The organism is Mariprofundus ferrooxydans PV-1, assembly GCF_000153765.1.
Classification (GTDB): Bacteria; Pseudomonadota; Zetaproteobacteria; order Mariprofundales; family Mariprofundaceae; genus Mariprofundus; species Mariprofundus ferrooxydans.
Genome location: NZ_DS022294.1, coordinates 988,416 through 1,009,983, shown reverse-complemented (window position 1 = coordinate 1,009,983; position 21,568 = coordinate 988,416). Strand labels below are relative to the sequence as shown.

Annotated in this window: 19 protein-coding genes; 6 read left to right on the top strand and 13 right to left on the bottom strand. The window is 56.1% G+C overall.

Annotated elements, in window-relative coordinates; translation table 11 throughout:
- A partial coding sequence (locus tag SPV1_RS04705; protein ID WP_009849976.1) for a ferrous iron transporter B occupies positions 1-1,953 on the top strand: 1,953 nt, incomplete at its 5' end.
- 492 nt (positions 1,954-2,445) lie between these two features.
- Here the strand turns inward: SPV1_RS04705 and SPV1_RS04700 are convergent.
- Both SPV1_RS04700 and SPV1_RS04695 read right to left on the bottom strand, forming a co-directional pair.
- Complete coding sequence (locus tag SPV1_RS04700) at positions 2,446-3,174, bottom strand: dolichyl-phosphate beta-glucosyltransferase (RefSeq protein ID WP_009849975.1); 729 nt, start codon at positions 3,172-3,174, stop codon at positions 2,446-2,448.
- Entirely contained in the window at positions 3,171-4,796 is a 1,626-nt protein-coding gene (locus SPV1_RS04695) for an ArnT family glycosyltransferase (protein ID WP_231288285.1), read from the bottom strand. Before SPV1_RS04695 ends, SPV1_RS04700 begins: the two co-directional genes overlap by 4 nt.
- Before the next feature lie 75 nt (positions 4,797-4,871).
- On the opposite strand from SPV1_RS04695, the gene SPV1_RS04690 reads away from it, so the two are divergent.
- Positions 4,872-5,876 (top strand): lysylphosphatidylglycerol synthase transmembrane domain-containing protein, encoded by a 1,005-nt coding sequence (locus SPV1_RS04690; protein WP_050754711.1) that lies wholly within the window; start codon positions 4,872-4,874, stop codon positions 5,874-5,876.
- A 32-nt stretch (positions 5,877-5,908) separates the two neighbouring features.
- Entirely contained in the window at positions 5,909-6,856 is a 948-nt protein-coding gene (locus SPV1_RS04685) for an acetoin utilization protein AcuC (protein WP_009849972.1), read from the top strand.
- Here SPV1_RS04685 and ggt read toward each other — a convergent pair.
- The 5 genes from ggt to SPV1_RS04660 are packed head-to-tail and all read right to left on the bottom strand — an operon-like array spanning position 6,844 to position 11,270.
- On the bottom strand, positions 6,844-8,478 hold the full coding sequence (gene ggt / locus SPV1_RS04680; protein WP_009849971.1) for a gamma-glutamyltransferase: 1,635 nt from the start codon (positions 8,476-8,478) through the stop codon (positions 6,844-6,846). The genes SPV1_RS04685 and ggt overlap by 13 nt on opposite strands.
- On the bottom strand, positions 8,475-9,425 hold the full coding sequence (locus SPV1_RS04675; RefSeq protein WP_231288284.1) for an A/G-specific adenine glycosylase: 951 nt from the start codon (positions 9,423-9,425) through the stop codon (positions 8,475-8,477). The genes ggt and SPV1_RS04675 overlap by 4 nt, the downstream gene beginning before the upstream one ends.
- Positions 9,406-10,317, bottom strand: a complete 912-nt coding sequence (locus tag SPV1_RS04670; RefSeq protein ID WP_009849969.1) for a TonB C-terminal domain-containing protein — start codon at positions 10,315-10,317, stop codon at positions 9,406-9,408. Before SPV1_RS04670 ends, SPV1_RS04675 begins: the two co-directional genes overlap by 20 nt.
- Entirely contained in the window at positions 10,314-10,832 is a 519-nt protein-coding gene (locus SPV1_RS04665; RefSeq protein ID WP_009849968.1) for a Gx transporter family protein, read from the bottom strand. The genes SPV1_RS04670 and SPV1_RS04665 overlap by 4 nt, the downstream gene beginning before the upstream one ends.
- A gap of 3 nt (positions 10,833-10,835) precedes the next feature.
- Positions 10,836-11,270 carry a NusG domain II-containing protein gene (locus SPV1_RS04660; protein ID WP_231288283.1) on the bottom strand — a complete coding sequence of 145 codons (435 nt, stop codon included), beginning with the start codon at positions 11,268-11,270 and terminating at the stop codon, positions 10,836-10,838.
- A 48-nt stretch (positions 11,271-11,318) separates the two neighbouring features.
- Between SPV1_RS04660 and SPV1_RS04655 the strand changes: the two genes are divergently transcribed.
- A complete protein-coding gene (locus SPV1_RS04655) occupies positions 11,319-11,984 on the top strand; it encodes an SDR family oxidoreductase (protein ID WP_040881475.1) in 666 nt (221 codons plus the stop codon).
- Between the two features lie 42 nt (positions 11,985-12,026).
- Positions 12,027-12,845: a mechanosensitive ion channel family protein gene (locus tag SPV1_RS04650; RefSeq protein WP_009849965.1), complete on the top strand. Its 819-nt coding sequence runs from the start codon at positions 12,027-12,029 to the stop codon at positions 12,843-12,845.
- Positions 12,846-12,914: 69 nt separating this feature from the next.
- On the opposite strand, the gene SPV1_RS04645 is transcribed toward SPV1_RS04650, so the two are convergent.
- The 5 genes from SPV1_RS04645 to lipA form a co-directional block, all read right to left on the bottom strand.
- Positions 12,915-14,972: a thioredoxin domain-containing protein gene (locus SPV1_RS04645; RefSeq protein WP_009849964.1), complete on the bottom strand. Its 2,058-nt coding sequence runs from the start codon at positions 14,970-14,972 to the stop codon at positions 12,915-12,917.
- A 44-nt stretch (positions 14,973-15,016) separates the two neighbouring features.
- A complete protein-coding gene (locus SPV1_RS04640; RefSeq protein WP_009849963.1) occupies positions 15,017-16,129 on the bottom strand; it encodes a hypothetical protein in 1,113 nt (370 codons plus the stop codon).
- Positions 16,129-17,715 carry a phosphoenolpyruvate carboxykinase (ATP) gene (pckA, locus tag SPV1_RS04635; RefSeq protein ID WP_009849962.1) on the bottom strand — a complete coding sequence of 529 codons (1,587 nt, stop codon included), beginning with the start codon at positions 17,713-17,715 and terminating at the stop codon, positions 16,129-16,131. Before pckA ends, SPV1_RS04640 begins: the two co-directional genes overlap by 1 nt.
- 100 nt (positions 17,716-17,815) lie before the next feature.
- Positions 17,816-18,448 carry a YchE family NAAT transporter gene (locus SPV1_RS04630; protein ID WP_018295038.1) on the bottom strand — a complete coding sequence of 211 codons (633 nt, stop codon included), beginning with the start codon at positions 18,446-18,448 and terminating at the stop codon, positions 17,816-17,818.
- A 63-nt stretch (positions 18,449-18,511) separates the two neighbouring features.
- On the bottom strand, positions 18,512-19,450 hold the full coding sequence (gene lipA / locus SPV1_RS04625; protein WP_009849960.1) for a lipoyl synthase: 939 nt from the start codon (positions 19,448-19,450) through the stop codon (positions 18,512-18,514).
- Between the two features lie 120 nt (positions 19,451-19,570).
- Here lipA and SPV1_RS04620 point away from each other — a divergent pair, with 120 nt between their 5' ends.
- Entirely contained in the window at positions 19,571-20,032 is a 462-nt protein-coding gene (locus SPV1_RS04620; protein WP_009849959.1) for an RNA recognition motif domain-containing protein, read from the top strand.
- Between the two features lie 62 nt (positions 20,033-20,094).
- Here SPV1_RS04620 and aroG read toward each other — a convergent pair whose 3' ends face one another.
- Positions 20,095-21,168: a 3-deoxy-7-phosphoheptulonate synthase AroG gene (gene aroG, locus SPV1_RS04615; RefSeq protein WP_009849958.1), complete on the bottom strand. Its 1,074-nt coding sequence runs from the start codon at positions 21,166-21,168 to the stop codon at positions 20,095-20,097.
- Between the last annotated feature and the right edge of the window lie 400 nt (positions 21,169-21,568).

Sequence of the window (21,568 nt, the reverse complement as noted above, 5' to 3'; positions counted from 1 at the left end):
ACCATCTTTCACGCCGTTGCCAGCACCAGCTATCGATCAGGCAACCTGACAGGCACACATAAACCCTGGGCCGAATGCTCGGTACAGATAGGCGCCAACGAAATACATCTGGTTGATCTGCCCGGATTGCCTTCACTGCGCAGGCTGGATGGCGCTGATCTGGAGTCACTGAAATATCTGTTGTGGGGCGATCAGCGACCGCTTGTAACTCGCCATGAAGACAGCAACCCGCCAACCCCCTTTTCACGACCGGACATACTGGTACATGTGATTGACGCCAGCATGCTGGGCAGCAGCCTGGAATTGACCATGGAGTTTGCGGAGCTGGGGCTGCCGATCGTTGTGGCTCTGAACATGATGGATGAGGCCCGCCGCAAAGGTATTATCATCGATGTGGACAGACTCGCTGCCCGGCTCGGCGTGCCGGTGATTCCAGTCGTGGCGCTAAAGGGACATGGCCTGCCGGAACTGTTTGACCAGGTCATAGAAACAGCGCAACAAGCTGTCTGCCCGCTGCAGCAGGAGTTACCCGGCGCCCTGCAGCCATGGTTGCAGCGCATGCAACAGGTACTCCGACGCCCTTTAGACAATTCAGATATCCATGCCGCATTCTCACTACCTGCCACACTGCTGTATATGCATATGCTGGAGCGTGACCCCTACTTTATGGCTGAGATGGCGGATCACTTTCCGTGCCTGTTGCCTGATATTGAACGGTTGCACCAACAGGCCGCAACCGTACTCCCCCGCCCGTTAGCTGTGGAGATAGAGGCCGACCGGCATCAGCGCGCCGCCAGCCTGTTCGAATCGGTAACCAGCGTTAGACACAAGCCTGCGCCGGGCTGGGATGAGCGACTGGATATGATCTTCCTGCATCCCCACTGGGGACTGATCGGCAGCCTGACCGTATTTGCCGCCGTTCTGTTCATGGTGTTCGAAGTCAGCAAGGCACTCGATGCCGTATCGGCTGCAAGGCTCGCCGAAATGATCGCCGGCTGGCAGCCGGATACGTTGACGGGCGTGATTGGGCGCGCGATCTCTGATGGTTTGATCGGACTGATCGGTATTGTGATACCCTATATGTTACCACTGGTACTGATGCTGGTGATGCTGGAGGAGTCAGGCATCATGCACCGGATCGCTTTCGTCGTGGATCGATTTTTCCATGCTATCGGCCTGCATGGCAAAGTGGCTGTGCCATTCCTGCTCGGTCTGGGCTGCAATGTCCCCGCTATCGCCGCTACCCGCGGGCTGACAAACAGCCGCGACCGTGTCGTATCCTCACTGCTCATTACCTTCGTTCCCTGCTCTGCCCGCTCAGCCGTGGTGCTTGCACTCGGAGCCAAATATCTGGGTGCAGCCGGCGTCTTTGCACTGTTTCTGTTAAGTATGCTGGTGATCGCAGGGCTCGGCCGGCTGTTATCGCGTCGTTATCCTGCACTCAGCCCGGGCATCATTCAGGAGATTCCCGCCTACGCATGGCCGCAGTGGCAGTCAGTCACCTCAGCCACCTGGCAGCGAACACGCGATATTCTGACCATTGTCACGCCACTGCTCGTCGGCGGCAGCATTGTGCTGGCTCTGATGCAATATGCAGGCTTTGATACTTGGGTCAATATGGCCCTGCTCCCTGTTACCGGCTGGATGCTCGGCCTGCCGGCAGCGCTCGGCGTTCCCATTCTGTTCGGCGTACTGCGCAAGGAGCTGTCACTGGTCATGATTTATCAGGCGCTGGGTACATTTGAGGTAGGGCAAGTTCTCAGCAGCACCCAGATTGCCACTTTTCTCGTATTCCTGCTGTTTTATATCCCGTGCATCTCCACCTTCGCCGTCATGCTGAAGGTGATCGGGCGAAAAGAGGCGCTGTTTTCCATTGCCCTCTCTATCGGCATCGCACTGATGACTGCCGTCGCAGTCCGCCTGCTGCTTACTGTCTCGTCACCGCTGATCTAGACATAACCGACACCGCGCAGAACAGCGAATAGATCGTAGAGTAACGCCACTGATACACAACACTACCGCTGCCTTTCCTATGCAAGGTTATTGCCCCCCGTTAGCAGGCTGCCAGGACAAATACTCAAAATCGGGGAAAGCTGCAGGGCAGCGACCGATTTTGAGTATGCAGGACCGGGAACCCGTAGGGCAGGCTGGTTTCGGGGCGTTTTTCTTGGTTCGTTCTTTGTACGAACAAAGAATGAACAATCGCGTCCTGAAATGTACAGTTGTAACGGTTTATATACATTGGCAACAGAGTAGTCCAAGCACATAGGTAACAATACTCTGTTGCTGATGGCACCTGTATATATACATAATTAACAGAAAATATGACTTGGCGTGCCGAATCAGGAAAGAGGCCTGTCGCACAGAGGGACAGTGCCGCTTTCTCTCTACGGGCTTCCGAGTCCGTATCTGTAAGCGGTCTCAGCCCCACCGCCTGTTTCTGCTTTACAGATGCAGCGTCGGATCAGAGCGATGCAGGCGACGGATACGCATCAGGTCCATGAACATCTTGATCGGATCCATCAGCATACGCACCTTCGAATTCGGCTCATTCACCCAACGTACAGGAATCTCCACCGTTTCAAGTCCCAACGCATTGGCCAGAAACAGGGCTTCCACATCGAAGCTGAATCCATCGAGCTGCTGGCGGCTGAAAATGGCCTCGGCCGCCTCCGCCGTAAAGGCTTTGAACCCGCACTGGGTATCCTGCATATCAAGCCCCACCATCACGCGCATCAACAGATTAAAACCCTGCCCCATATGCTCGCGTAGCCACGACTGATGCTGCGCAATATCGGAGTCCGGATGCTGACGTGATGCAACCACGACATCGGCTCCGGCAGCCATCACCGGCAGCACCTTTGCCACTTCGCAAACATGAGTAGCGTGGTCTGCATCCATAAACAGCCGAACCTGACCAACTGACTCAAGCATGCCGCGCCTCACAGCCGCACCCTTGCCCCGATTCTGCGGCTGTTGCAGCAGACGTAGCTCCGGCATACCGTCAATCAACGCACGCACCTTTTCTGACGTGGCATCACTGCTGCCGTCATCGACAACCACGATTTCAAAGCCGTCCCGAATATTGGCTGACAGCCAGTCATGCGCATCTGCCAGCGTCGCTGGCAGGCGATTCTCTTCATTGAAGGCAGGTATGATGACTGAAAGATTCATCTTCCCTCCTTCATCAGGTAGAGCAAAAACCCGCCCTGCTCAATGGCCGGCTTCAGACCACTCAGCCATGGCAACTCCTTGCGCGACTCGCTACGCAGCATCAACATGAAAGGCGGCTTGCTCTGCTTCAGCTCTTTGGCGCCGGCAGCGCCCAGCAGCTGTGTATAATTACGACCGGAATAGAAAGAGACAGACGGTGCATTGAGATTATAACTGTAGAGCGGCATTGACGCAGGCTGCTGGTGTATGACATCAACCATTGCCATGGTCGGAGCCTGCATCAGTTTACCAACAAACGTACCCACCCCGATCAACAGACTAAACTGCAATACCATACCGGTAACAATCAGCCCGGCCTGCAGCCGCGCTGCAGTGGCTTGGCGGGCCAGCCAGACCAGACAACCCAGCAGCAACAGGCCAAAGAATGAAACAACTGCAGTGGGCGTGATATGCTGGGCCACAATCGCCACCGCACGCGGATGATGCGGCAGTGTCTGCAGCCACGGATAGAGCACCGGCATCGCCAGCAGCAGCAGCGCAACCGGCACCAGCAACACCAGCGTCATGCGCACCATGCGCGAAGCCTTGATATCATCGGGTGCCGCGCGCAACCATACAGCCGCGAGCAACAGGGCAACTCCCGGATAAATAGATGAGATATAGTGCGGCAGTTTGGTTTGGGCAAGGGTGAACAACACAATCACCAGCACCGTCATGACCAGCCCCAGCCTGGCCAGCAAGCTCAGCGCATCGTCGCCTCGCCGGTCACGCCAGGCCTGCCTGTATGCCCATGGCACGACCGCCAGCCACGGCAGTACGGAGACTGCAAACACCACAAGATAATAGTGCCAGCCACCACCATGCCCCTGCATCGGATTCATTGCCCGTCCGATATTTTGCACCCAGATGAATTCATATAAGAATCCCGGCCCGTGCTCGATGAGGATCATCAGATACCAGGGTGTTGCCGCCAGCAGAAACAGCGGCAGCGCCGTTAACCAGGGGATATCAACCAGCAGCTTGCGCAGGTTTCCCGAAAGCAGCCGCTCACCAACAATCACCATCATCGGCACCACAGCGCCAACCGGCCCCTTGATACTGACCGCAACGCCCATCATCGCGGCAGCCCAGAGTGCATGCCGGCGCTCACCTCCATGTAGCCACAGCGCATAATTCAACAGGCTCGCGGCAACAAAACAGTTCAGCACGGCATCAAGAATTGCGGCATGTGCGAGGAAGCCGACCTCCAACATGCTGAGAAAAATCGCGGCGGCGATCAGACCGAATTGACGACTGTGCAGGCGGGTGCCGAAATGAAACAGCAGCATCCCGGTCGCAAAACTGAACAGGGCCGAGGGCAGTCGCGCTGCAAAGGAGTTTTCTCCGAAGATGCTGAAACAGAGGTCCATCATATAATAAGTAAACGGTGGCTTTTCAAAAAACTGCATGCCGTTGGCGGTTGGTACAACCCATTCACCGTGACGCATCATATCGACAGCGGTTTGCGCATAGATGGTTTCGTCATAGTCAAATAACGGAGCCAGCCCCAGCGTGGCCAGTGTCAGGAGAGCCCAGACCCAGAACAACCAGGTGGGAAGCGGATTGAGCGACGGAGTTTGCATATCGCGCAATCTAGCCTGCATTATTCACAAATACAGGTCATAATAGTCGAGGCGAGGATGCATCCTCAAAAATCGATGGCTGAAATTGATTCTCTGCGCCAATCGCCTGTGCTACGTTTACGCATGTCCGCGAAGAAATCCCACCTGTTATTCCTGCTCAAACTGAGCCTGACGGTCGGCCTGCTGACCTTTATCTTTCGCACGGTTGATATGAGCGATGTCTGGACCCGTCTGATCGCCATTAATCCGGCATGGCTGGTCTCAGCCCTGATTCTGGTGATTGCCGGTTATGCCCTGTGCGGCCTGCGCTGGGCCTGGATCTCACACGGACTCGGCATTGTTGTGTCACGCCGCCGGAAAATCAGCCTCTATTTCCTCGGCATGTTCGCCAGCCTCTTCCTGCCATCGACCATCGGCGGTGATGTCATACGAGGCATCCTGCTGGCCAAAGGGGAAGGACGCGCAGGCATAGGCGTCACTGCAGCGGCCAGCGTAATTCTCGACCGGGTCAACGGACTCTATGCACTGCTGCTGTTGCTTACGCTCTGTATGGCGATGGTTACACTGCCGGGAATCTGGTGGTGGTGGGGCTGGCTGGCGCTGGTTGCCGGTATGTGGATCGCCATGCCCCTGCTACCCATGCTGACCGGCTGGTTGCCCGAGCGGCTGGCAAAACTGAAAGCCCTGCCGTTGCGTGATAGCCACTTTCAGCGCATGTGGTGGCAGAGCATGCCCCTCTCTTTTGTATTTCAAATGATCATTATTCAGGCACATGTGTTTCTGGGCCTTGCCGTCGGCCTGCATATGGCATGGCCGGCCTATGCCGTCATGGTGGGGCTGGTCGCCGTTGTCTCCATGCTGCCGATCTCACTCAACGGCTTTGGCGTACGTGAGGCCGGCTATGTCGGTTTTGTCGCCTACTTCGGCGGCGATCAGGCTGCCGCAGCGGCGATGGCAGCACTATGGGTTATTGTCCTGACACTCTCCTCCCTGCCCGGCCTCTATGTGCTATGGCGCATGGGCGGGCGCCAGAAGATTGAAGCATCCATGCAACAACAAGAAATCAGCCCCGACACATAGGCCGGCTCCGGGTCGCTGTGAATCCGTCAAAAATGCCTCCGCCCCTGGTCTATATCGGGCCGGAGCTGGCTGCCTACGGTTTCGGGGAAGGACACCCCTTCGGGCCGGATCGCATGAATGCGTTCTGGCATGAGGCTCTGCGACAGGGCTTGCATAAACACGTATCAATGACTGCACCTGTCATGGCTACACGTGCAGCCATTGAACGATTTCATACGCCCGAATATGTAACACGCGTAATTGAGCTTTCCATATCGGGTGAGGGCTTTCTCGATTACGGTGATACCCCGGCCTTTACAGGCGTATATGAAGCTGCCGCAACCGTCGTCGGCACGGTACTCGCTGCGGCAGAAGAGGCCCTCACCGGACACCACCGGCGCTGTTTTATCCCGATTGCCGGCCTGCATCACGCCCGGCGTAACAGCGCTGCAGGCTTCTGTGTATTTAACGATGCTGGCACCCTGATCGAAACATTACGCAGCAAATACGGCATCAGGCGAATTGCCTATGTCGATATCGACGCCCATCACGGAGACGGGGTGTTTTACGCATTCGAAGCAGATCCCGATCTCTGCATCATTGATATCCATGAAGATGGCGCTCATCTCTACCCCGGCACGGGTTCTGCCGATGAGACAGGGGTGGGATGTGCTGCGGGAAGCAAGTTAAACATACCGCTAAAACCCGGCGCAAATGATGAAGACATTCTGCGTATCTGGCCTGATGCAGAAGCCCTCATCCGTAGATCAGAGCCCGAATTTATTATCTTTCAGTGCGGTGCCGATTCGATTACCAATGACCCGATCACCCACCTCCGCCTGACTCCGGCAGCCCATGCCCATGTCGCAAGCCGCCTGTGCACTATTGCCGATGAGTACTGTAATGGCCGACTGATCGCACTCGGCGGCGGCGGTTATAATCGGGAGAATCTGGCGCGTGCGTGGTGCGCTGTATTAAAGGCGCTGCTTCAGGGCTGTTGAAGAGCGGCACCCTCTCCACGCTCATCACTGATACCGGTCAATCTGCCACTACGGCGATCCCATAAAATCGCCTGCATATTGCCGTACCGCCTGCTGACCTGTTTCAGCGTGTGGCCGCGCTTGCGCAGTTCAGCGGCAACCGCCGGTGAGAAGGCCCCCTCCTCGTACTGCACCACATCGGGTAGAAACTGGTGATGGTAGCGCGGTGCATTGACCCAATCCTTCGGCGCGGTTTCGTCCATCATGAAGCCGACGGAGGCCAGCAGTACCATCGAGATGATGCGCGAACCGCCGGGGGTGCCGACAATGAATGTGCGGTTCGGGCCTATAACAATGGTTGGCGTCATGGAGGAGAGCATGCGTTTGCCGGGCGCTACCCCGTTAGCCTTTCCCTGCACCAGTCCATAGGCATTCGGCTGCCCCGGTCTGGTAGCGAAGTCATCCATTTCATCATTAAGCAGAATACCTGTCGAGGGCGACACATAGCCCGAGCCGAAACCGTAATTGATCGACAGCGTGGCCGACACCATATTCCCTTCAGCATCGATAATGGAAAAATGTGTTGTATCGACGCTGGCGCCGATCGGCTCGGCAAAGCCGGTCAACTCGCTAGACGGGGTTGTCCGCTCCATCTGAATCGAATCGCGCAGTTTGTGTAAGCGCTGCGGATCGAGATAGTCCTTCGGAATCGTGACAAAGTCGGCATCGCCGAGATAGGCATTGCGATCACGGTAGGCCCGCTTCATTACCTCGATCAGCAAGTGAGCCCGATCCACCGGCGCAAGCTCTTTCAGGTCATCCCCCTGCAGCTGCCCGAAGATATGCGCCAGCGTCATGCCGCCGGATGACGGCAATGCTGCGGAAACCACATGGAACCCGTGATAGTCAACTGTTACGGGCTCCCGCTCAACAGCCCGGTAGGCTGCCAGATCATCCAGGCGGACCAGGCCGCCATCGCGCTGCATATCGGCCACCAGTCTTCCTGCCGTTTCACCACGATAAAAGTCCTCCGCCCCACCCCTGGCAAAGCGGGTCAGCGTATCGGCCAGTGCCGGCTGCCGAATCAGTGCACCCCGGCTTTTGTCAAAGATGCTGCGGGCGCTGTCGTTGAATACTTTGCTACGCCACCGGATCATATTGGCCAGCCGGGCGCCGACCGCAAAGCCTGATCTGGCCAGTCGGATAGCCGGCGCAGCAATATCCGCGCGCTTAAGCTTTCCATAGTGCGAGACAAGTCTCTCCACCCCGGCCGGCAAACCCGGCACAGCTGCCGCAGCGGGACCGTCGATACTGGATTGTGTTGCATACACCCGGCCGTAACCGGCCAGCTTCGGTGACGTTTCACGCGCATCAATCATCACATAGCGCTTCTCTTTGGCGATATAGAGCAGGAAAAAACCGCCGCCGCCGATACCGGACGAGCCCGGCTCCACCACACCCAGTGCCAGCGCCGTTGCCGCCGCCGCATCGAAGGCGTTGCCACCCTTGTTGAGCATCTCAATGCCTGCCCGGGCTGCAGCCGGCTGCGCCGCCACAACCATGCCGGATGGCGCGCTTGCCGCATATGCCGTGAAGGGCAGCAGCAGTGCAAAAGCAATGAACCAATATCTGATAATGATCATACCTCTTTCTCCAGCAGACGGTGAATACCGGTAGGCAGTGCATAACCTTCAATGGAGGGAACCCAGTGACCGGCGCCAACCGGTTCGGATTCGCACTGATATGCATAGAGATGCAGGCGGCGATGGGTTAACTGATGGATATGGGAAGGCGCTTCAACAGGTGGAGCATCCAGCTCGGTAATCGGCGGTGTCCAAAGCCCGCCCCATATACCGGCATCGGGACGCTGAGTAAGCCATATCCCTTTAATCGGGCAGATATGCAGGTCAATGCGCCAGTGAACATCCAGTACAGGCACAGCCTTGCGCCGCTCCTGAGATACTTCCACCTGAAATGCCGATGCACAAAACGCGTTCACCGGACAAGCGCCGCAGTCAGGTGACTTCGCTGAGCAGGCGCTCGCCCCCAGCTCCATCATCGCCTGATTCCATATCCCCGGCTTCCCGGAAATATTGATAGCCTGCTGCGCCAGCAGCCACAAGGCCTTATCCGACGCATCCGGCTGCCCATGCCAGCGTTTCAACACCCGCTTCACATTGCCGTCGAGTACAGGGGTTGATGCGCCGTAGCAGAATGATGCGATGGCTCCGGCCGTGGAGCGGCCGATGCCCGGCAATGAAACAATATCGTCAAAATCGCGCGGAAAACGTCCTTCGAACCCCTCCATGATTGTTGCCGCAGCCTGATGAATAAAGCGGGCCCGGCGGTAATAGCCCAGACCTTCCCAGGCTTTGAGCAGATCATCCGCAGATGCTGCTGCCAGTGATTCGATCGTCGGAAAGGTATCCAGCCACGCAAGATAGCGCGGCAACACCGTTTTCACCTGCGTCTGCTGCAACATGATTTCAGAGATCCAGATGCGGTATGGATCTGTCGTATGCCGCCAGGGCAGATCGCGGGCATGGCGGGCATACCATGCCAACAGAGCATCACATCGGATGGAAGACAAGCTTGTCCTCTACCACCTCGAAGGTGAGGTAAAAACTGACCCGATCCAGTCCCCATGAGGTCGGCAGCACCTTAAAGGGTGCCGCCGCATGAATCGCTTCAACAGCGCTGTCGTTGATCTGGGCAATCGGACTGGGGTGAAGTATCTCTACGCCGGCCAGATCGCCGTTACGTTCGATCGTCAGCTTGATCAGCGAACGCCTGGCATCGTCGGGATATTTATCGTAACTGGCCTGACCTGGCCGCCACTGCTCTTCCAGCGCCCGAACCAATGCCTGGGCATAAGGTGCATATTTGGCCTGGCGGGTATTGATCGGAATGTCCGCTTCACGGCTCAGCTTCTGCTTCATACGGCGCTCACGCTGAAAATCGCGCGATAACTGCGACAGTGCCATCGCCGATGGCATCAGGTTGGAGAGCGGAACCTGTTTGGCCGGTACTACGGGCTTCTTCTGTTTCACCGGAGGACTCTTTTTTACCGGCTTGGGTTTCATATCCGGTGTGGGTCCCCGTCTGGCAAGCAAACGCGTACGCTGCTCCTGAGCCGGCGGTGGCGGTGTTTTCGGCTGCGGCGGCGGAGCCGGCCTCGGTCGCTGCTGCTGCCCGGAAACCGGCGCTCTGGCATGACGCGTCACCCGATCCTCTGCCTGTTTGCTGCCGCCAGTGGCATTGCGATTGGAAATGGTTTTCGCATCTTTCGGCGTCTGCTTGTTAACCTTTTTGTCTTTATCAAGCAGCACCACATCCATAATCTGAGGCGCCTTTTTTTTCGCCAGCGGCGTTTCATGATGCGTCATGCCGAGAAACAGAACCAGCAGCAGATGCACTGCAATGGATGCAGCCAGCGCAACGGCTATACGCCGTTGTTGAGGTTTCAGATGATATTTCTTCATGGCAATCGGGCCGCAATATACATCGCCAGCGCCCCATTTAGCCAGCCGCTGATGCTTGAGAGCAACAATAGTGGCGGCAGCGCGTAAAACAGAGCCGTCTGCTGTATAAACAATGACTCGACGGTTATAAACTGGGCCAGCATATGCCCGAGTGCCGCCAGCAGGCTGATCCCGATCAGGCTGACACCCGGCAGCCAGCGCCAGGCGGCAATCATGACAAAGGCGGCAGTGAGAGCTCCGGCCATGCTCATAATAAAGGTCGGCGTAAACAGCGTGCCTATAAAGAAAGCTCCGATCACAACACGACTGATTGCCAGTAACACCGCCGCTTTCGGACCCATCCAGATCAGTGCCAGCAGCGTCACCAGGTTGGCCAGCCCCAGCTTGAACCACGGACCGAGACTGGGTAACGAGGCCTCGAACATATGCAGCCCGATGGCCAGCATCAGCAATGCCAGCCAGCGCCCCTTCTGCTCCAGCTCATGCAGAGCCGGCCTCTCTCCGGTTATCAGCATCGATTACTCGGCGATGGCATCGAAGCGAGCCTCTGCACTGCCCTGAATCGCGACCAGAATCCGGTTGGGCACACAGGCGATCATATCACCGGCATGGCGGTGTGCACCGCTAAGCACACACTGCTGCGTCGTACACGGGGAGGCAGCAATGCGTGCGCCATCCTGATCAATAACGATCTCCGATATTCCCAGCTCTCCATGTGCATCGAAGTGGATCGCCGGTTGTCCGGGTAACGGCAGTGGATAAGTGGCGAGTAATGTTTTACCGTGATAAACAGCGGCAACCGCCGGCCCGCTCGCCATGAACGACTGAATCAAAAGCCATGCCACTGCAATCAGGCTAACGCCGGAGAGCAACAGCAGCCGATCAACCCGTGTACCCTTCAGGGTAACGGGCATGCTTTGCCGTGGAGGTCGATGCCGGGTTAGGGTTGCCATGCGGCAATGGTAACAGCTGCCACACTCAATAGGCCAATGGAGCTTGATATGCATATCCTGATTACCGGCGCAGCGCGCGGCATCGGACTCGGCTTTGTCCGTCACTATCTACAGCAAGGGCATGATGTATGGGCCTGCCACAGGGAGGACTGCGGCGGCTTAAGCGATATAACCTCCGATAAGCTACACCTGCTGCGCTGGGATGTAGGCTCTGACCAGCCACCAACAGGAAAACTGCCTGAGCGTATCGACCTGCTGATCAATAACGCCGGGATTTACGGCCCCGGCAAGAACGGCCAGTCACTCTCCAATATCACCTCCGCCGATATGCTGGCAGTCTTCAATATTGATTGCGCAGGCCCTTTGCGCGTGGTGCAACGGCTGCAGTCACGCCTTGCCCATGGCGGCGTCATTGCCAATATCAGCTCAAAGATGGGCTCCTCTGCCGATAACAGCAGCGGTGGCACCTATGCCTACCGTGCTGCCAAGGCCGGTCTGATCATCGTTTCCAAATCCATGGCGGTAGATCTGGCGCCGCAAGGGGTACATGTCATAACCCTGCATCCGGGCTGGGTAAGAACTGACATGGTACAGCAGACAGGCCTGATTGATGTCAGCACCTCGGTTGCCGGCATGGCTGCCGTTATTGCATCCGCCCGCGATTATGATCCCGGCCAGTTTATTGCCTTTGATGGCAAGGTAGTTCCATATTAGAGTACTGAACATAAGACTGTTAATATCAAGGGAGGGGGTATCATGCCTGACTCATTTAATTTCCAGGAACTGCTGGATGGATACGCAATACCATGGGCGATCAATATCGCCATGGCGCTGGCCATCTTTTTCATTGGTCGCAAGATTGCCCGCATACTGCTGCATCTGGTCGACAAGATGCTTAACAAGGCAGGTATGGATGCCATGCTCGTCGGTTTTGTCCACTCCATTCTCAATGCGCTGTTGCTGCTGCTCATTATTATCGCGGCACTCGATCAGCTGGGTGTAAACACCACCTCCTTTATCGCACTGATCGGTGCTGCCGGCCTGGCTGTCGGCCTGGCTTTACAGGGCTCACTGCAGAACTTTGCTTCCGGCGTACTACTGATCATATTCCACCCATTCAGGGTGGGCCATTTTATTGAAGCAGGCGGCGTATCCGGCGTAGTCGAAGAGATCGGCATCTTCAGCACGCGTATGAAAACCGGTGATAACCGTGAAATCATCGTACCCAACGGCGCTATCTACGGCGGCAACATCACCAACAACTCCGCCCGCACTACCCGCCGCATCGATATGGTCTTTGGTATCGGCTATGATGCAGATATCAAAAAAGCCAAAGAGATCATGCAATCCATTCTTGAGGCAGATGAGCGGGTATTGAAAGATCCGGCTCCGCTGATTGCCGTGGCTGAACTGGCCGATTCCAGTGTCAACTTTGTCGTGCGTCCATGGGTCAATTCGAGTGATTACTGGGCTGTGAAATTCGACGTCACTGAAAAAGTGAAGCTGGCATTCGATGACGCCGGCATCTCCATTCCCTTCCCGCAGATGGACGTGCATATCAACAAGTCGGAATAGAGCAGTCCTGTCAAACCAGAGAGCAGCCTCCATACCGGGGCTGCTCTCTTTTTTTCTGTTTATAAAGTGCTATTGATCCAACAATTCACGCACCACGGCCGGGGCATTGCTCGGTAGTTTACAGCGATAATTTTCGCAGACGTAAACCGTCACCTTGCCTTGCACGGCTTTTTGACCGCGCGTAAACGGCGCCAACTCCTCCGTCTGTGCATCATGCCATAATACAACGGTGTTCGGCCGATATCGCTCATGCAGCACGGCCAGCATAGCCCCGGCACCCGCACTGCTCCGATCTCCCACAAGCACCACCTCCTTGCCCGGAGATTCGGCCAGTAATTCTGCCGATAACAGATGCAACAGGCCGGATGGCGCCTGTTCGGCCATGTCGGAAAAATGACCTGCAACAGCCGCCGCCTGTTTCGCCAGTGCTGCATCGCCGGTCAGGCGGGAGAGGCGCAGCAGATTATGCATGGCAACGGCATTGCCCGACGGCAACGCTCCGTCGAACCCCTGCATCGGACGTGCAATCAGATCATCGCTCCGCTCAACCTGATAGAAGCCGCCTCCTTCCGCCTTAAAGCGGGAGAGCATGATATGATTCAACGCCAGCGCCTGCTTGAGCCAGCGGGCATCAAAGGTTGCTTCATACAGTTCGGTGAGCCCCCAAACCATGTCGGTGTAATCATCAAGCTGGCCTGCGATCCCGGCTTCGCCTCTGCGCCAGCGGTGCAACAGTGAGCCATCATCACGGCGCAGATTATGCAGGATAAAATCAGCCGCTTTTGTTGCCGCCTCAATATATCGCGGCTCATCGAGTATGCGCCCGGTTATGGCCAGGGCCGCAATAGTCAGCCCGTTCCAGTCGGCCAGCACCTTGTCATCACGGAAAGGACGCACCCGTTTGGCGCGAGATGCCAGCAGCTTTTCCCTCTCTGCAGCAAAAGCGGCCGGATCCATCTCCCCTGTTCGATGCAGAATATTGGCCCCTGTTTTTTCGTGGCTGGCCTCATCACTGAAATTGCCATCCGCCTCTACCCCGTATGCCTGCATAAAGGCATCGGCTCGCCTGCCGAGAGCGTGCCGGATCTCATCCGCACTCCAGAGGTAGAAACGCCCCTCCTCGCCTTCGGAATCGGCATCTTCAGCCGTATAAAATCCGTCCTGTTTATCACGCATATCACGCAACAGGTATTCGGCGGTATCTCGTGCCGTCGCCGCAAAACTCGCATCTCCGGTCGCTTTCCACCCTTCCGCATAAGCCATCATCAGCATGGCCTGGTCGGAGAGCATCTTCTCGAAATGCGGCAGCAACCAGTGGGCATCGGTCGAGTAACGGTGAAAGCCTCCACCCAACTGATCGTGAATGCCTCCGCGCTGCATGGCTGTCAGACTCTCTTTCACCATCGTCAAGGCTTGCGGCTGATCTTTCAGTATCCCGTAACGCAACAGAAACAGCAGCCTTTGCGGCGACGGGAACAGTGGTGCTCCGCCAAAACCGCCGCTGCCTTTGTCAAAGCGCTGCGCCGTGTCCCGATACGCGGCATCAACCAGAGCCATATCCATCGCACCGGTTTTGGCAACAGCGATCGAATCGGTCAGTGCACTGCTGATTGAATTCGCCGAGGCCTCTATCCGCTGCCGATCCTGCTTCCACATCACTCCGACCCGCTGAGCCAGCTCGATGAGTCCCATGCGTCCGAAGCGCCCCTCTTTGGGCAGATACGTCGCTGCATAAAACGGTTTTTTATCGGGCGTCAGCAGCAGGTTCAGCGGCCAGCCGCCGGATACGTTCATTAACTGTGCTGCATGCATATACACCGCATCAATATCCGGCCGCTCCTCACGGTCCACCTTGATGGCGATGAAATAGCGATTGAGCACCTCGGCAACTTGTGGATCTTCAAACGACTCGTGCTCCATCACATGGCACCAGTGGCAGGTGGAATAACCGATCGACAGGAAGATCGGTTTATCCTGCATGCGTGCCAGCGCAAACGCCTCTTCACCCCAGGGCAGCCAGTTAACCGGGTTATGGGCATGCTGCAACAGATAGGGGCTGGATTCGTGGATCAGGGCATTGCTCTTCTCTGTTACCACGGCACTCTCCTCACCCCGGACTAGCGGCATGCACAATACCGATAACACCAGACACAGGCCGCTGAGTCCGAGCTTCAGCTGGCTTTCCGGCGCAGGGCGAAAGAGAGAGCCTCGCCCGGCTCATCACCCAGACAGGTCACCGCATGCCAGACACAACTTTCCAGATCACGCTGCGGCATCAGCAACGCATCTCCGGCCTTCACTATATAGCCATAACCGCGTTCGCACAGATAGCCGGTAAAGGCGGCAGAGCGATCCATGATCGCCTCCACCAGTTCATGATCCGGCTCCTCCATATACTCGGCCAGCGCGACCCGATCCTGCAGCAGCCTAGCCAGCTCATCGCGCTCCGTCTGATCTGGCAATACCGACCTGACTGCATCGCTATAGGCAGGGTCGGCAACAAAGGCAGTCAGCTCGTCCATCAACAGCGGTTTTGCCAGCGCCAGCCAGAAGGTGGAACCGCTTAACTGCGCGTAAATCACGCCGTCATGGCCGCGCTCGACATCGTGATGCATCTGTGCGCCGCCATTGGGTGCATTGAAATAGACAATGCGCTCAACAAACGCCGCGTCACCGCCCAGCACCGTTGTTAACAGATTCAGCACCGCAGCATCTTCAGTTACGGCTGCTGACTCCGGAAACAATGCATCGCACAGCTTGCCGGCCCACTGCTGTTTGAGCGGGTCTGCCGCCACATCTTCAAAGCCTTCCATGCCGAAGGAGAAACGGAACCGCAATGACGCATCATCATCGTGAAAGGAGAGCCACGATGCCTTGCACCACAGCCCTTCAGCGATAATTTCACCATCGTCCTGCTCGGCATCGAAATAGAGTTTTTCAATGCCCTGCTTGTCATGCTCTTCAGCAGAAGTGGCCAGCATTGGCAGATATTGCAGGCGGGAGAGATAAGGCTCCGCATCGAAAAACGGCCCCACCTCCTCAGCCTCCAGCACCTGCGCCATCAAATGATGTGCCTGTGCAATCTCCTCCCGGAACGGATTCACATTGATCATGCCCGGCAACAGTGCCGCCTGATCCTGCTGCCAGCCTGCCACAACCGCTGCCGCATCCGGCATGGAAACAGGCCCGGCAGCCTTGACCCAACCCAGATCAAAACCTCTGCGCCTAACCGGCTGCAGAGCGCTATCCGCATCGGGATTCATAAAAGAGAAACAGATATCCATCAGTGCGGCCCTGCCTGCCGGACTTCCTTGGGTACATCTCCCTCGAATCCGGCGAACGCCTCCTTGAAACGGGCCGCCAACCGCTCTGCCGTCTCCGTATACAAATCGGGATCGGACCATGTCGCGACCGGATCCAGCGCCTCGGGCATCTGCAGGCCGAATATCGGGTGACGCTGGTACTTGATATCATCGAGTTTACCGGAGAGAGCGCCGGTCAACAGCGTACGCGTCAGATTTATATCCATACGTTCGCCGGCGCCGTACGGGCCACCGCTCCAGCCGGTATTGAGCAACCAGCAGCGGACATTACCCTTGCGAATCTTCTCCCCCAGCATACGTGCATAAACAGCCGGGTGCCGCGCCATAAACGGCGCACCGAAACAGGGGCTGAATGTTGCCGACGGCTCTGTCACACCGGCTTCAGTACCCGGAATTTTGGCCGTATAGCCGAGCAGAAAATAGTACATCGCCTGCTCAGGTGTCAGCCGCGAGAGTGCCGGCAGTACGCCGAAGGCATCGGCCGTAAGCATCACAATGTTTCTTGGCTGCCCGCCGACGCCGGGATAAATGGCATTGGGAATAGCCTGAATCGGATAGGCTGCACGCGTATTCGGCGTCAGTGTGATATCGTCAAAATCCACCCGTCGCGTCCGGATATCGAAGCCCACATTTTCCAGGATCGAGCCGAAACGCTTGGTTGCCGAATAAATCATCGGCTCCTTTTCCTGTGACAGGTGATCCACCTTGGCATAGCAGCCACCCTCAAAATTAAACACCGCCTGACTACTCCAGCCATGTTCATCATCACCGATCAATTTACGCTCGGGATCCGATGAGAGCGTTGTTTTACCTGTGCCGGAGAGGCCGAAAAAGATCGCCAGATCCTCCGGATCATCGCCGACATTCACCGAGGCATGCATCGGCAATACATCTTCATCGGGCAGCAGATAATTCATGATGGTAAATATGGATTTCTTGATCTCGCCGGCATAGGCCGTACCGCCAATCAGCGCAATACGACGCCCCAGATGCAAGACCACGAATGCCTCGGAGTTGGTGTGATCGATGCTCGGCATGGCATGAAAATGCGGCACATGAATGACGGTAAAATCCGGCTCGGTAATGACCAGTTCGCGACCGAGATCCACCGGACGCACAAACATGGTTCTGGCAAACAGGGCGTGCCATGCATCCTGCGTGATTACCCGCACCGGCTTTTCATACTTCGAATCGGCTCCGACCAGACAATCCTCAACATAGACCTGTTTGCCATCCATATAACGACGCACGCGCTCCAGCAGCGCATCGAAATGATCCTCCGGCATGGCCCGATTAAACTCACCCCACCAGACCTTGTCGTGACTGCCAGGTTCATCAACAATGAACTTGTCTTTCACCGCCCGACCGGTGAAGTGGCCAGTGCGCACAACCAGCGCCCCCAGATGTGCAAGATGCCCCTCGCATTTTCGGATGGCATGTTCATACAAGCTGGGCGTGGGCAGATTCCAGTATACGCTTTCCAGGTTTTTTAATCCCAGATGACTCATGGCCAGTTCTTCAGTGATCTGTTGAGCAGTATACGGCATTTGCGTTCCCTCATCTGATGACTTTACAACTTACTCGACTCTGCGCCATTGTAGCAGCAGTAAATTCAACGGTCATGCGCTACACAGACGCGCCGGCCAATCACGCCAGCGCCGGAAACAGCCCCTTCATGCCATTGGCAATAAACTCTATTGCAATCGCGGCCAGTATCAGTCCCATAATACGCGTGAATATATTAATCCCGGTCGCACTGATGTGCTTCTCTATCCACGGCGACAGTCGCAACACGCCCCAAACCACCAGACTTAACAGAATAATGCCCAGCGCGACTGTCATATAATGGACAACACCGGTTGACTTGTGCGCCGCCAGGATCACGGTACTGATGGCTCCCGGCCCGGCCAGCAGCGGCATGGCCAGCGGCACTATGGCCACGGACTCCTTGTCGATCGACTCGTCAGCCTCTTCATCGGTTTGCCTGATCGGACTGGTTTTGGCGTGCAACATGGCAATAGCCATCAATAAAACCAGAATACCGCCGCCAACCCGGAACGAGTCAATGGTGATGCCGAACAGATGCAGAATCGGTTCGCCGAAAAACAGCGATACCAACAGAATCAGCATCACCCCGATACCCACCTGATTGATCGTCTGGCGACGCTGGCTGCTGCTCTCTCCGGCAGTCATGCTGATAAACAGCGGTATTGCTCCGAGCGGGTTCACAATGGCCAGCAGACCAATAAATATTTTGATGTATTCGGCGTAATCGAGCATATTGATCACCCTCTTCTATTCAGCAGTTGATCACCAATACCGTAGCACTTGGCGGGCGCCGATTCAGCCTTTGCTACCAGCGCGAGCGGCATTTTTCAGCTTCAGCGCCGCAAAGACTTCATCGGCATGAAAAGATGAGCGTACAAGCGGACCGGATGCGACCATGCCGAAGCCTTTCTTCTCGGCCAGATATTTCAGCTCGTCAAACTCTTCCGGCGTCCAGTATTTCATCACCGGATGGTGCTTCTCACTCGGGCGGAGATACTGACCGATGGTCAGGATATCAATCCCGGCTTCACGCATGTCATCCATGACCTGCAGGATTTCATCACGCTCCTCACCAAGCCCCACCATGATGCCGGATTTTGTCACCACATTGGCATCGACCTCCTTGGCACGCTGCAACAGACGCAGGGAGGTGAAATAACGCGCACCCGGTCGTACCGAGCGATACAGGCGCGGTACGGTTTCGAGGTTATGGTTAAAGATATCGGGACCGGCCGCCATAATCGTATCAAGGCAGGAGTCGGGTTTACGCTGAAAGTCCGGTGTCAGAATCTCAATCGTCACTTCCGGCTGGCGCGCTTTCAGCTCGCGAATTACCGTGGCATAGTGACCTGCGCCGCCATCTTTCAGATCATCGCGATCGACCGAGGTAATGACCACATGCTTCAAGCCGATCTGGGCTACCGCTTTGGCCAGATTGAGCGGCTCATCCGCATCGACCGGGTCCGGTCTGCCGGTTGCCACATCGCAAAATGCGCAGGTGCGGGTGCAGACCCTGCCCAGAATCATGAACGTGGCCGAACCCTGCTTCCAGCAGCCGCCGATATTGGGGCAGGAAGCCTCCTCACAAACCGTGTTCAGCTTGAGCTCGCGCATCATATTCACGATGGATTTGTATTCAGGTGACATCGGTGCACGCACCTTCAGCCACGCAGGCTTGCCAGTAAGGGGTTCGCCCTCTGCTTCAGCCAGGATGGGGATCACTTTTCTACTCATGCCGCCATGCTAACAACTCCTGCCTTCTCGTCACCTTGCAACGTTGACTTCGTGCGTATTGCTTCATTTTTTGGCATCATTGGCGGCCAGTGCCACGAAGTAAATCAATAAGGAGATAAGATGAGTTTTTCCTGCTTTATTAAATTGTTCGCGGCTGCACTGGTATTGTCACTGGCAGGCTATTATAGCGCCGGCCCTCTCGGGATAGGAAACAGCCCGGTCGGCTCTATTTTTGCAACAGGCCTGCTGATCGGCTGTCTGGTCGGCGGGTTTCTGGTCGTACTGGCGCCAAAAGCAGCAAGCAACAGCGCCAGCAAGGCAGAGAGTGCAACCAGCAACCTGTATGTCGGCAACCTGCCGTTTAATGCCGGTCAGGACGATATCAAAAACCTGTTCGCACCTTACGGCGAAGTGATTGATATCCGCATGGTCAAGGACAGGCGCAGCAAGCGTTTCAAAGGTTATGCATTTGTAGAGATGAACACAGGCGGCGCCAACGCGGCCATCAAACAGCTTGACGGTAACGATTATGCCGGCCGCACACTGCGTGTGAACGAAGCGCAAAAGAAAGAAGAGGCATAATAATAAGCCGTGAGGAGTGAGGTGCGGGTTTTCCTGACACCAAACTCCTCACGGCTTACCCATCACAAATCTCTGGCCGCCTGTCTGCGCTTGCGCACCGCTTCGGCCAACTCCCGCAACAACGCTTCTGAATCTTCCCAGCCAAGGCATGCATCGGTAATGCTGATGCCGAACTCGAGTGGCTGACCTGCCACCACATTCTGCCGCCCTTCATGCAGATGACTTTCAATCATCACGCCGGCGATATGCCTGTTTCCCGCTGCCAGCTGGGCGGCAAGATCGCGTCCTACATCCACCTGTCGCTTAAACTGCTTGCTGCTGTTGGCATGACTACAGTCCACCATCAGATAAGGATACAAGCCTGCTTCCTCCAGATCCGCAGTTGCCCGTGCCACGCTTTCAGCATCGTAATTCGGCTGTTTGCCGCCGCGCAGAATGATATGGCAATCTTCATTTCCGGAAGTTGAAAAAATCGCCGACTGACCCTCCTTGGTCAGAGACAGGAATACATGCGGGTGGGTGGCTGCACCTATCGCATCAATGGCGATCTGGAATCCGCCATTGGTGCCGTTTTTAAAGCCGACCGGGCAGGACAAACCGCTGGCCAGCTCACGATGGCCCTGTGATTCAGTCGTACGTGCACCGATTGCACCCCAGCTGACCAGATCGGCAATATATTGCGGCGTAATCAGATCAAGAAATTCAGTACCGGCAGGCACTCCCATTTCATTGACATCGAGTAACAGTTTCCGCGCCAGACGAATCCCTTTATTGATCTCGAATGACTCATCCAGATTGGGATCATTAATCAGCCCTTTCCAACCGACTGTTGTGCGCGGCTTTTCAAAATAGACGCGCATGACAATCAACAGGTCTTCACCCAATTCATGGCGCATTGTTTTGATGCGACGTGCATATTCCAGCGCAGCATCCGGATTATGAATCGAACACGGGCCGATCACGACCAGCAAACGATCATCGTCACCATGCAATATTTGATGGATCGCTTCACGCGTATCATGGGTAGTGCGTGCAGCCGCTTCCGAGATCGGATATTCACTATGGACCTGTGCCGGCGACGCTATTTCGCTCATGCCGCTGATACGCAAGTCATCGGTAATATATTTCATTGCCATGCTCTTCCCTGCTCCTGATCAAACCGGATAATCCGCCAGCTGCCGTTGGCGCGGGGCGCAGTATTGCAGAAATTCTCCGCAACTGTTAGTGCTATAGCGATTTCGCCTGCACATCAATGCATCCAATTCAGATAGACGAAAGCCCGTGGCTGCGGCATATTGCTCTGTGGTATATCGGGAAGCTGGCTGATATTTTGCCGTTTTTTGAGCAGCGATGAGCATGCTTTTGTAGCAATCCTGATAGCACGGAGGGGAGTACCGGGCCATGCAGATTGATTTATCCACTATTGTCGGGGCAGAAAACCTGCCGGCCCTCATGTTCATGACAGCCACACGCTGCGCTGCCGAGCCCGCTCAATGGCACAAGGAAAATGGCGTCTACCTGCCCATCACCTATGCC

What these genes read in the sequence shown, in the direction of transcription:
- aroG (WP_009849958.1), bottom strand. Translation starts at nt 21,168, where the DNA reads ATGGCAATGAAATATATTACCGATGACTTGCGTATCAGCGGCATGAGC.
- SPV1_RS04640 (WP_009849963.1), bottom strand. Translation starts at nt 16,129, where the DNA reads ATGGATATCTGTTTCTCTTTTATGAATCCCGATGCGGATAGCGCTCTG.
- SPV1_RS04670 (WP_009849969.1), bottom strand. Translation starts at nt 10,317, where the DNA reads ATGAAGAAATATCATCTGAAACCTCAACAACGGCGTATAGCCGTTGCG.
- ggt (WP_009849971.1), bottom strand. Translation starts at nt 8,478, where the DNA reads ATGATCATTATCAGATATTGGTTCATTGCTTTTGCACTGCTGCTGCCC.
- SPV1_RS04700 (WP_009849975.1), bottom strand. Translation starts at nt 3,174, where the DNA reads ATGAATCTTTCAGTCATCATACCTGCCTTCAATGAAGAGAATCGCCTG.
- SPV1_RS04620 (WP_009849959.1), top strand. Translation starts at nt 19,571, where the DNA reads ATGAGTTTTTCCTGCTTTATTAAATTGTTCGCGGCTGCACTGGTATTG.
- SPV1_RS04655 (WP_040881475.1), top strand. Translation starts at nt 11,319, where the DNA reads ATGCATATCCTGATTACCGGCGCAGCGCGCGGCATCGGACTCGGCTTT.
- SPV1_RS04695 (WP_231288285.1), bottom strand. Translation starts at nt 4,796, where the DNA reads ATGCAAACTCCGTCGCTCAATCCGCTTCCCACCTGGTTGTTCTGGGTC.
- SPV1_RS04630 (WP_018295038.1), bottom strand. Translation starts at nt 18,448, where the DNA reads ATGCTCGATTACGCCGAATACATCAAAATATTTATTGGTCTGCTGGCC.
- SPV1_RS04685 (WP_009849972.1), top strand. Translation starts at nt 5,909, where the DNA reads ATGCCTCCGCCCCTGGTCTATATCGGGCCGGAGCTGGCTGCCTACGGT.
- SPV1_RS04690 (WP_050754711.1), top strand. Translation starts at nt 4,872, where the DNA reads ATGGCTGAAATTGATTCTCTGCGCCAATCGCCTGTGCTACGTTTACGC.
- SPV1_RS04660 (WP_231288283.1), bottom strand. Translation starts at nt 11,270, where the DNA reads ATGGCAACCCTAACCCGGCATCGACCTCCACGGCAAAGCATGCCCGTT.
- SPV1_RS04665 (WP_009849968.1), bottom strand. Translation starts at nt 10,832, where the DNA reads ATGCTGATAACCGGAGAGAGGCCGGCTCTGCATGAGCTGGAGCAGAAG.
- pckA (WP_009849962.1), bottom strand. Translation starts at nt 17,715, where the DNA reads ATGCCGTATACTGCTCAACAGATCACTGAAGAACTGGCCATGAGTCAT.
- SPV1_RS04650 (WP_009849965.1), top strand. Translation starts at nt 12,027, where the DNA reads ATGCCTGACTCATTTAATTTCCAGGAACTGCTGGATGGATACGCAATA.
- lipA (WP_009849960.1), bottom strand. Translation starts at nt 19,450, where the DNA reads ATGAGTAGAAAAGTGATCCCCATCCTGGCTGAAGCAGAGGGCGAACCC.
- SPV1_RS04645 (WP_009849964.1), bottom strand. Translation starts at nt 14,972, where the DNA reads ATGCCGCTAGTCCGGGGTGAGGAGAGTGCCGTGGTAACAGAGAAGAGC.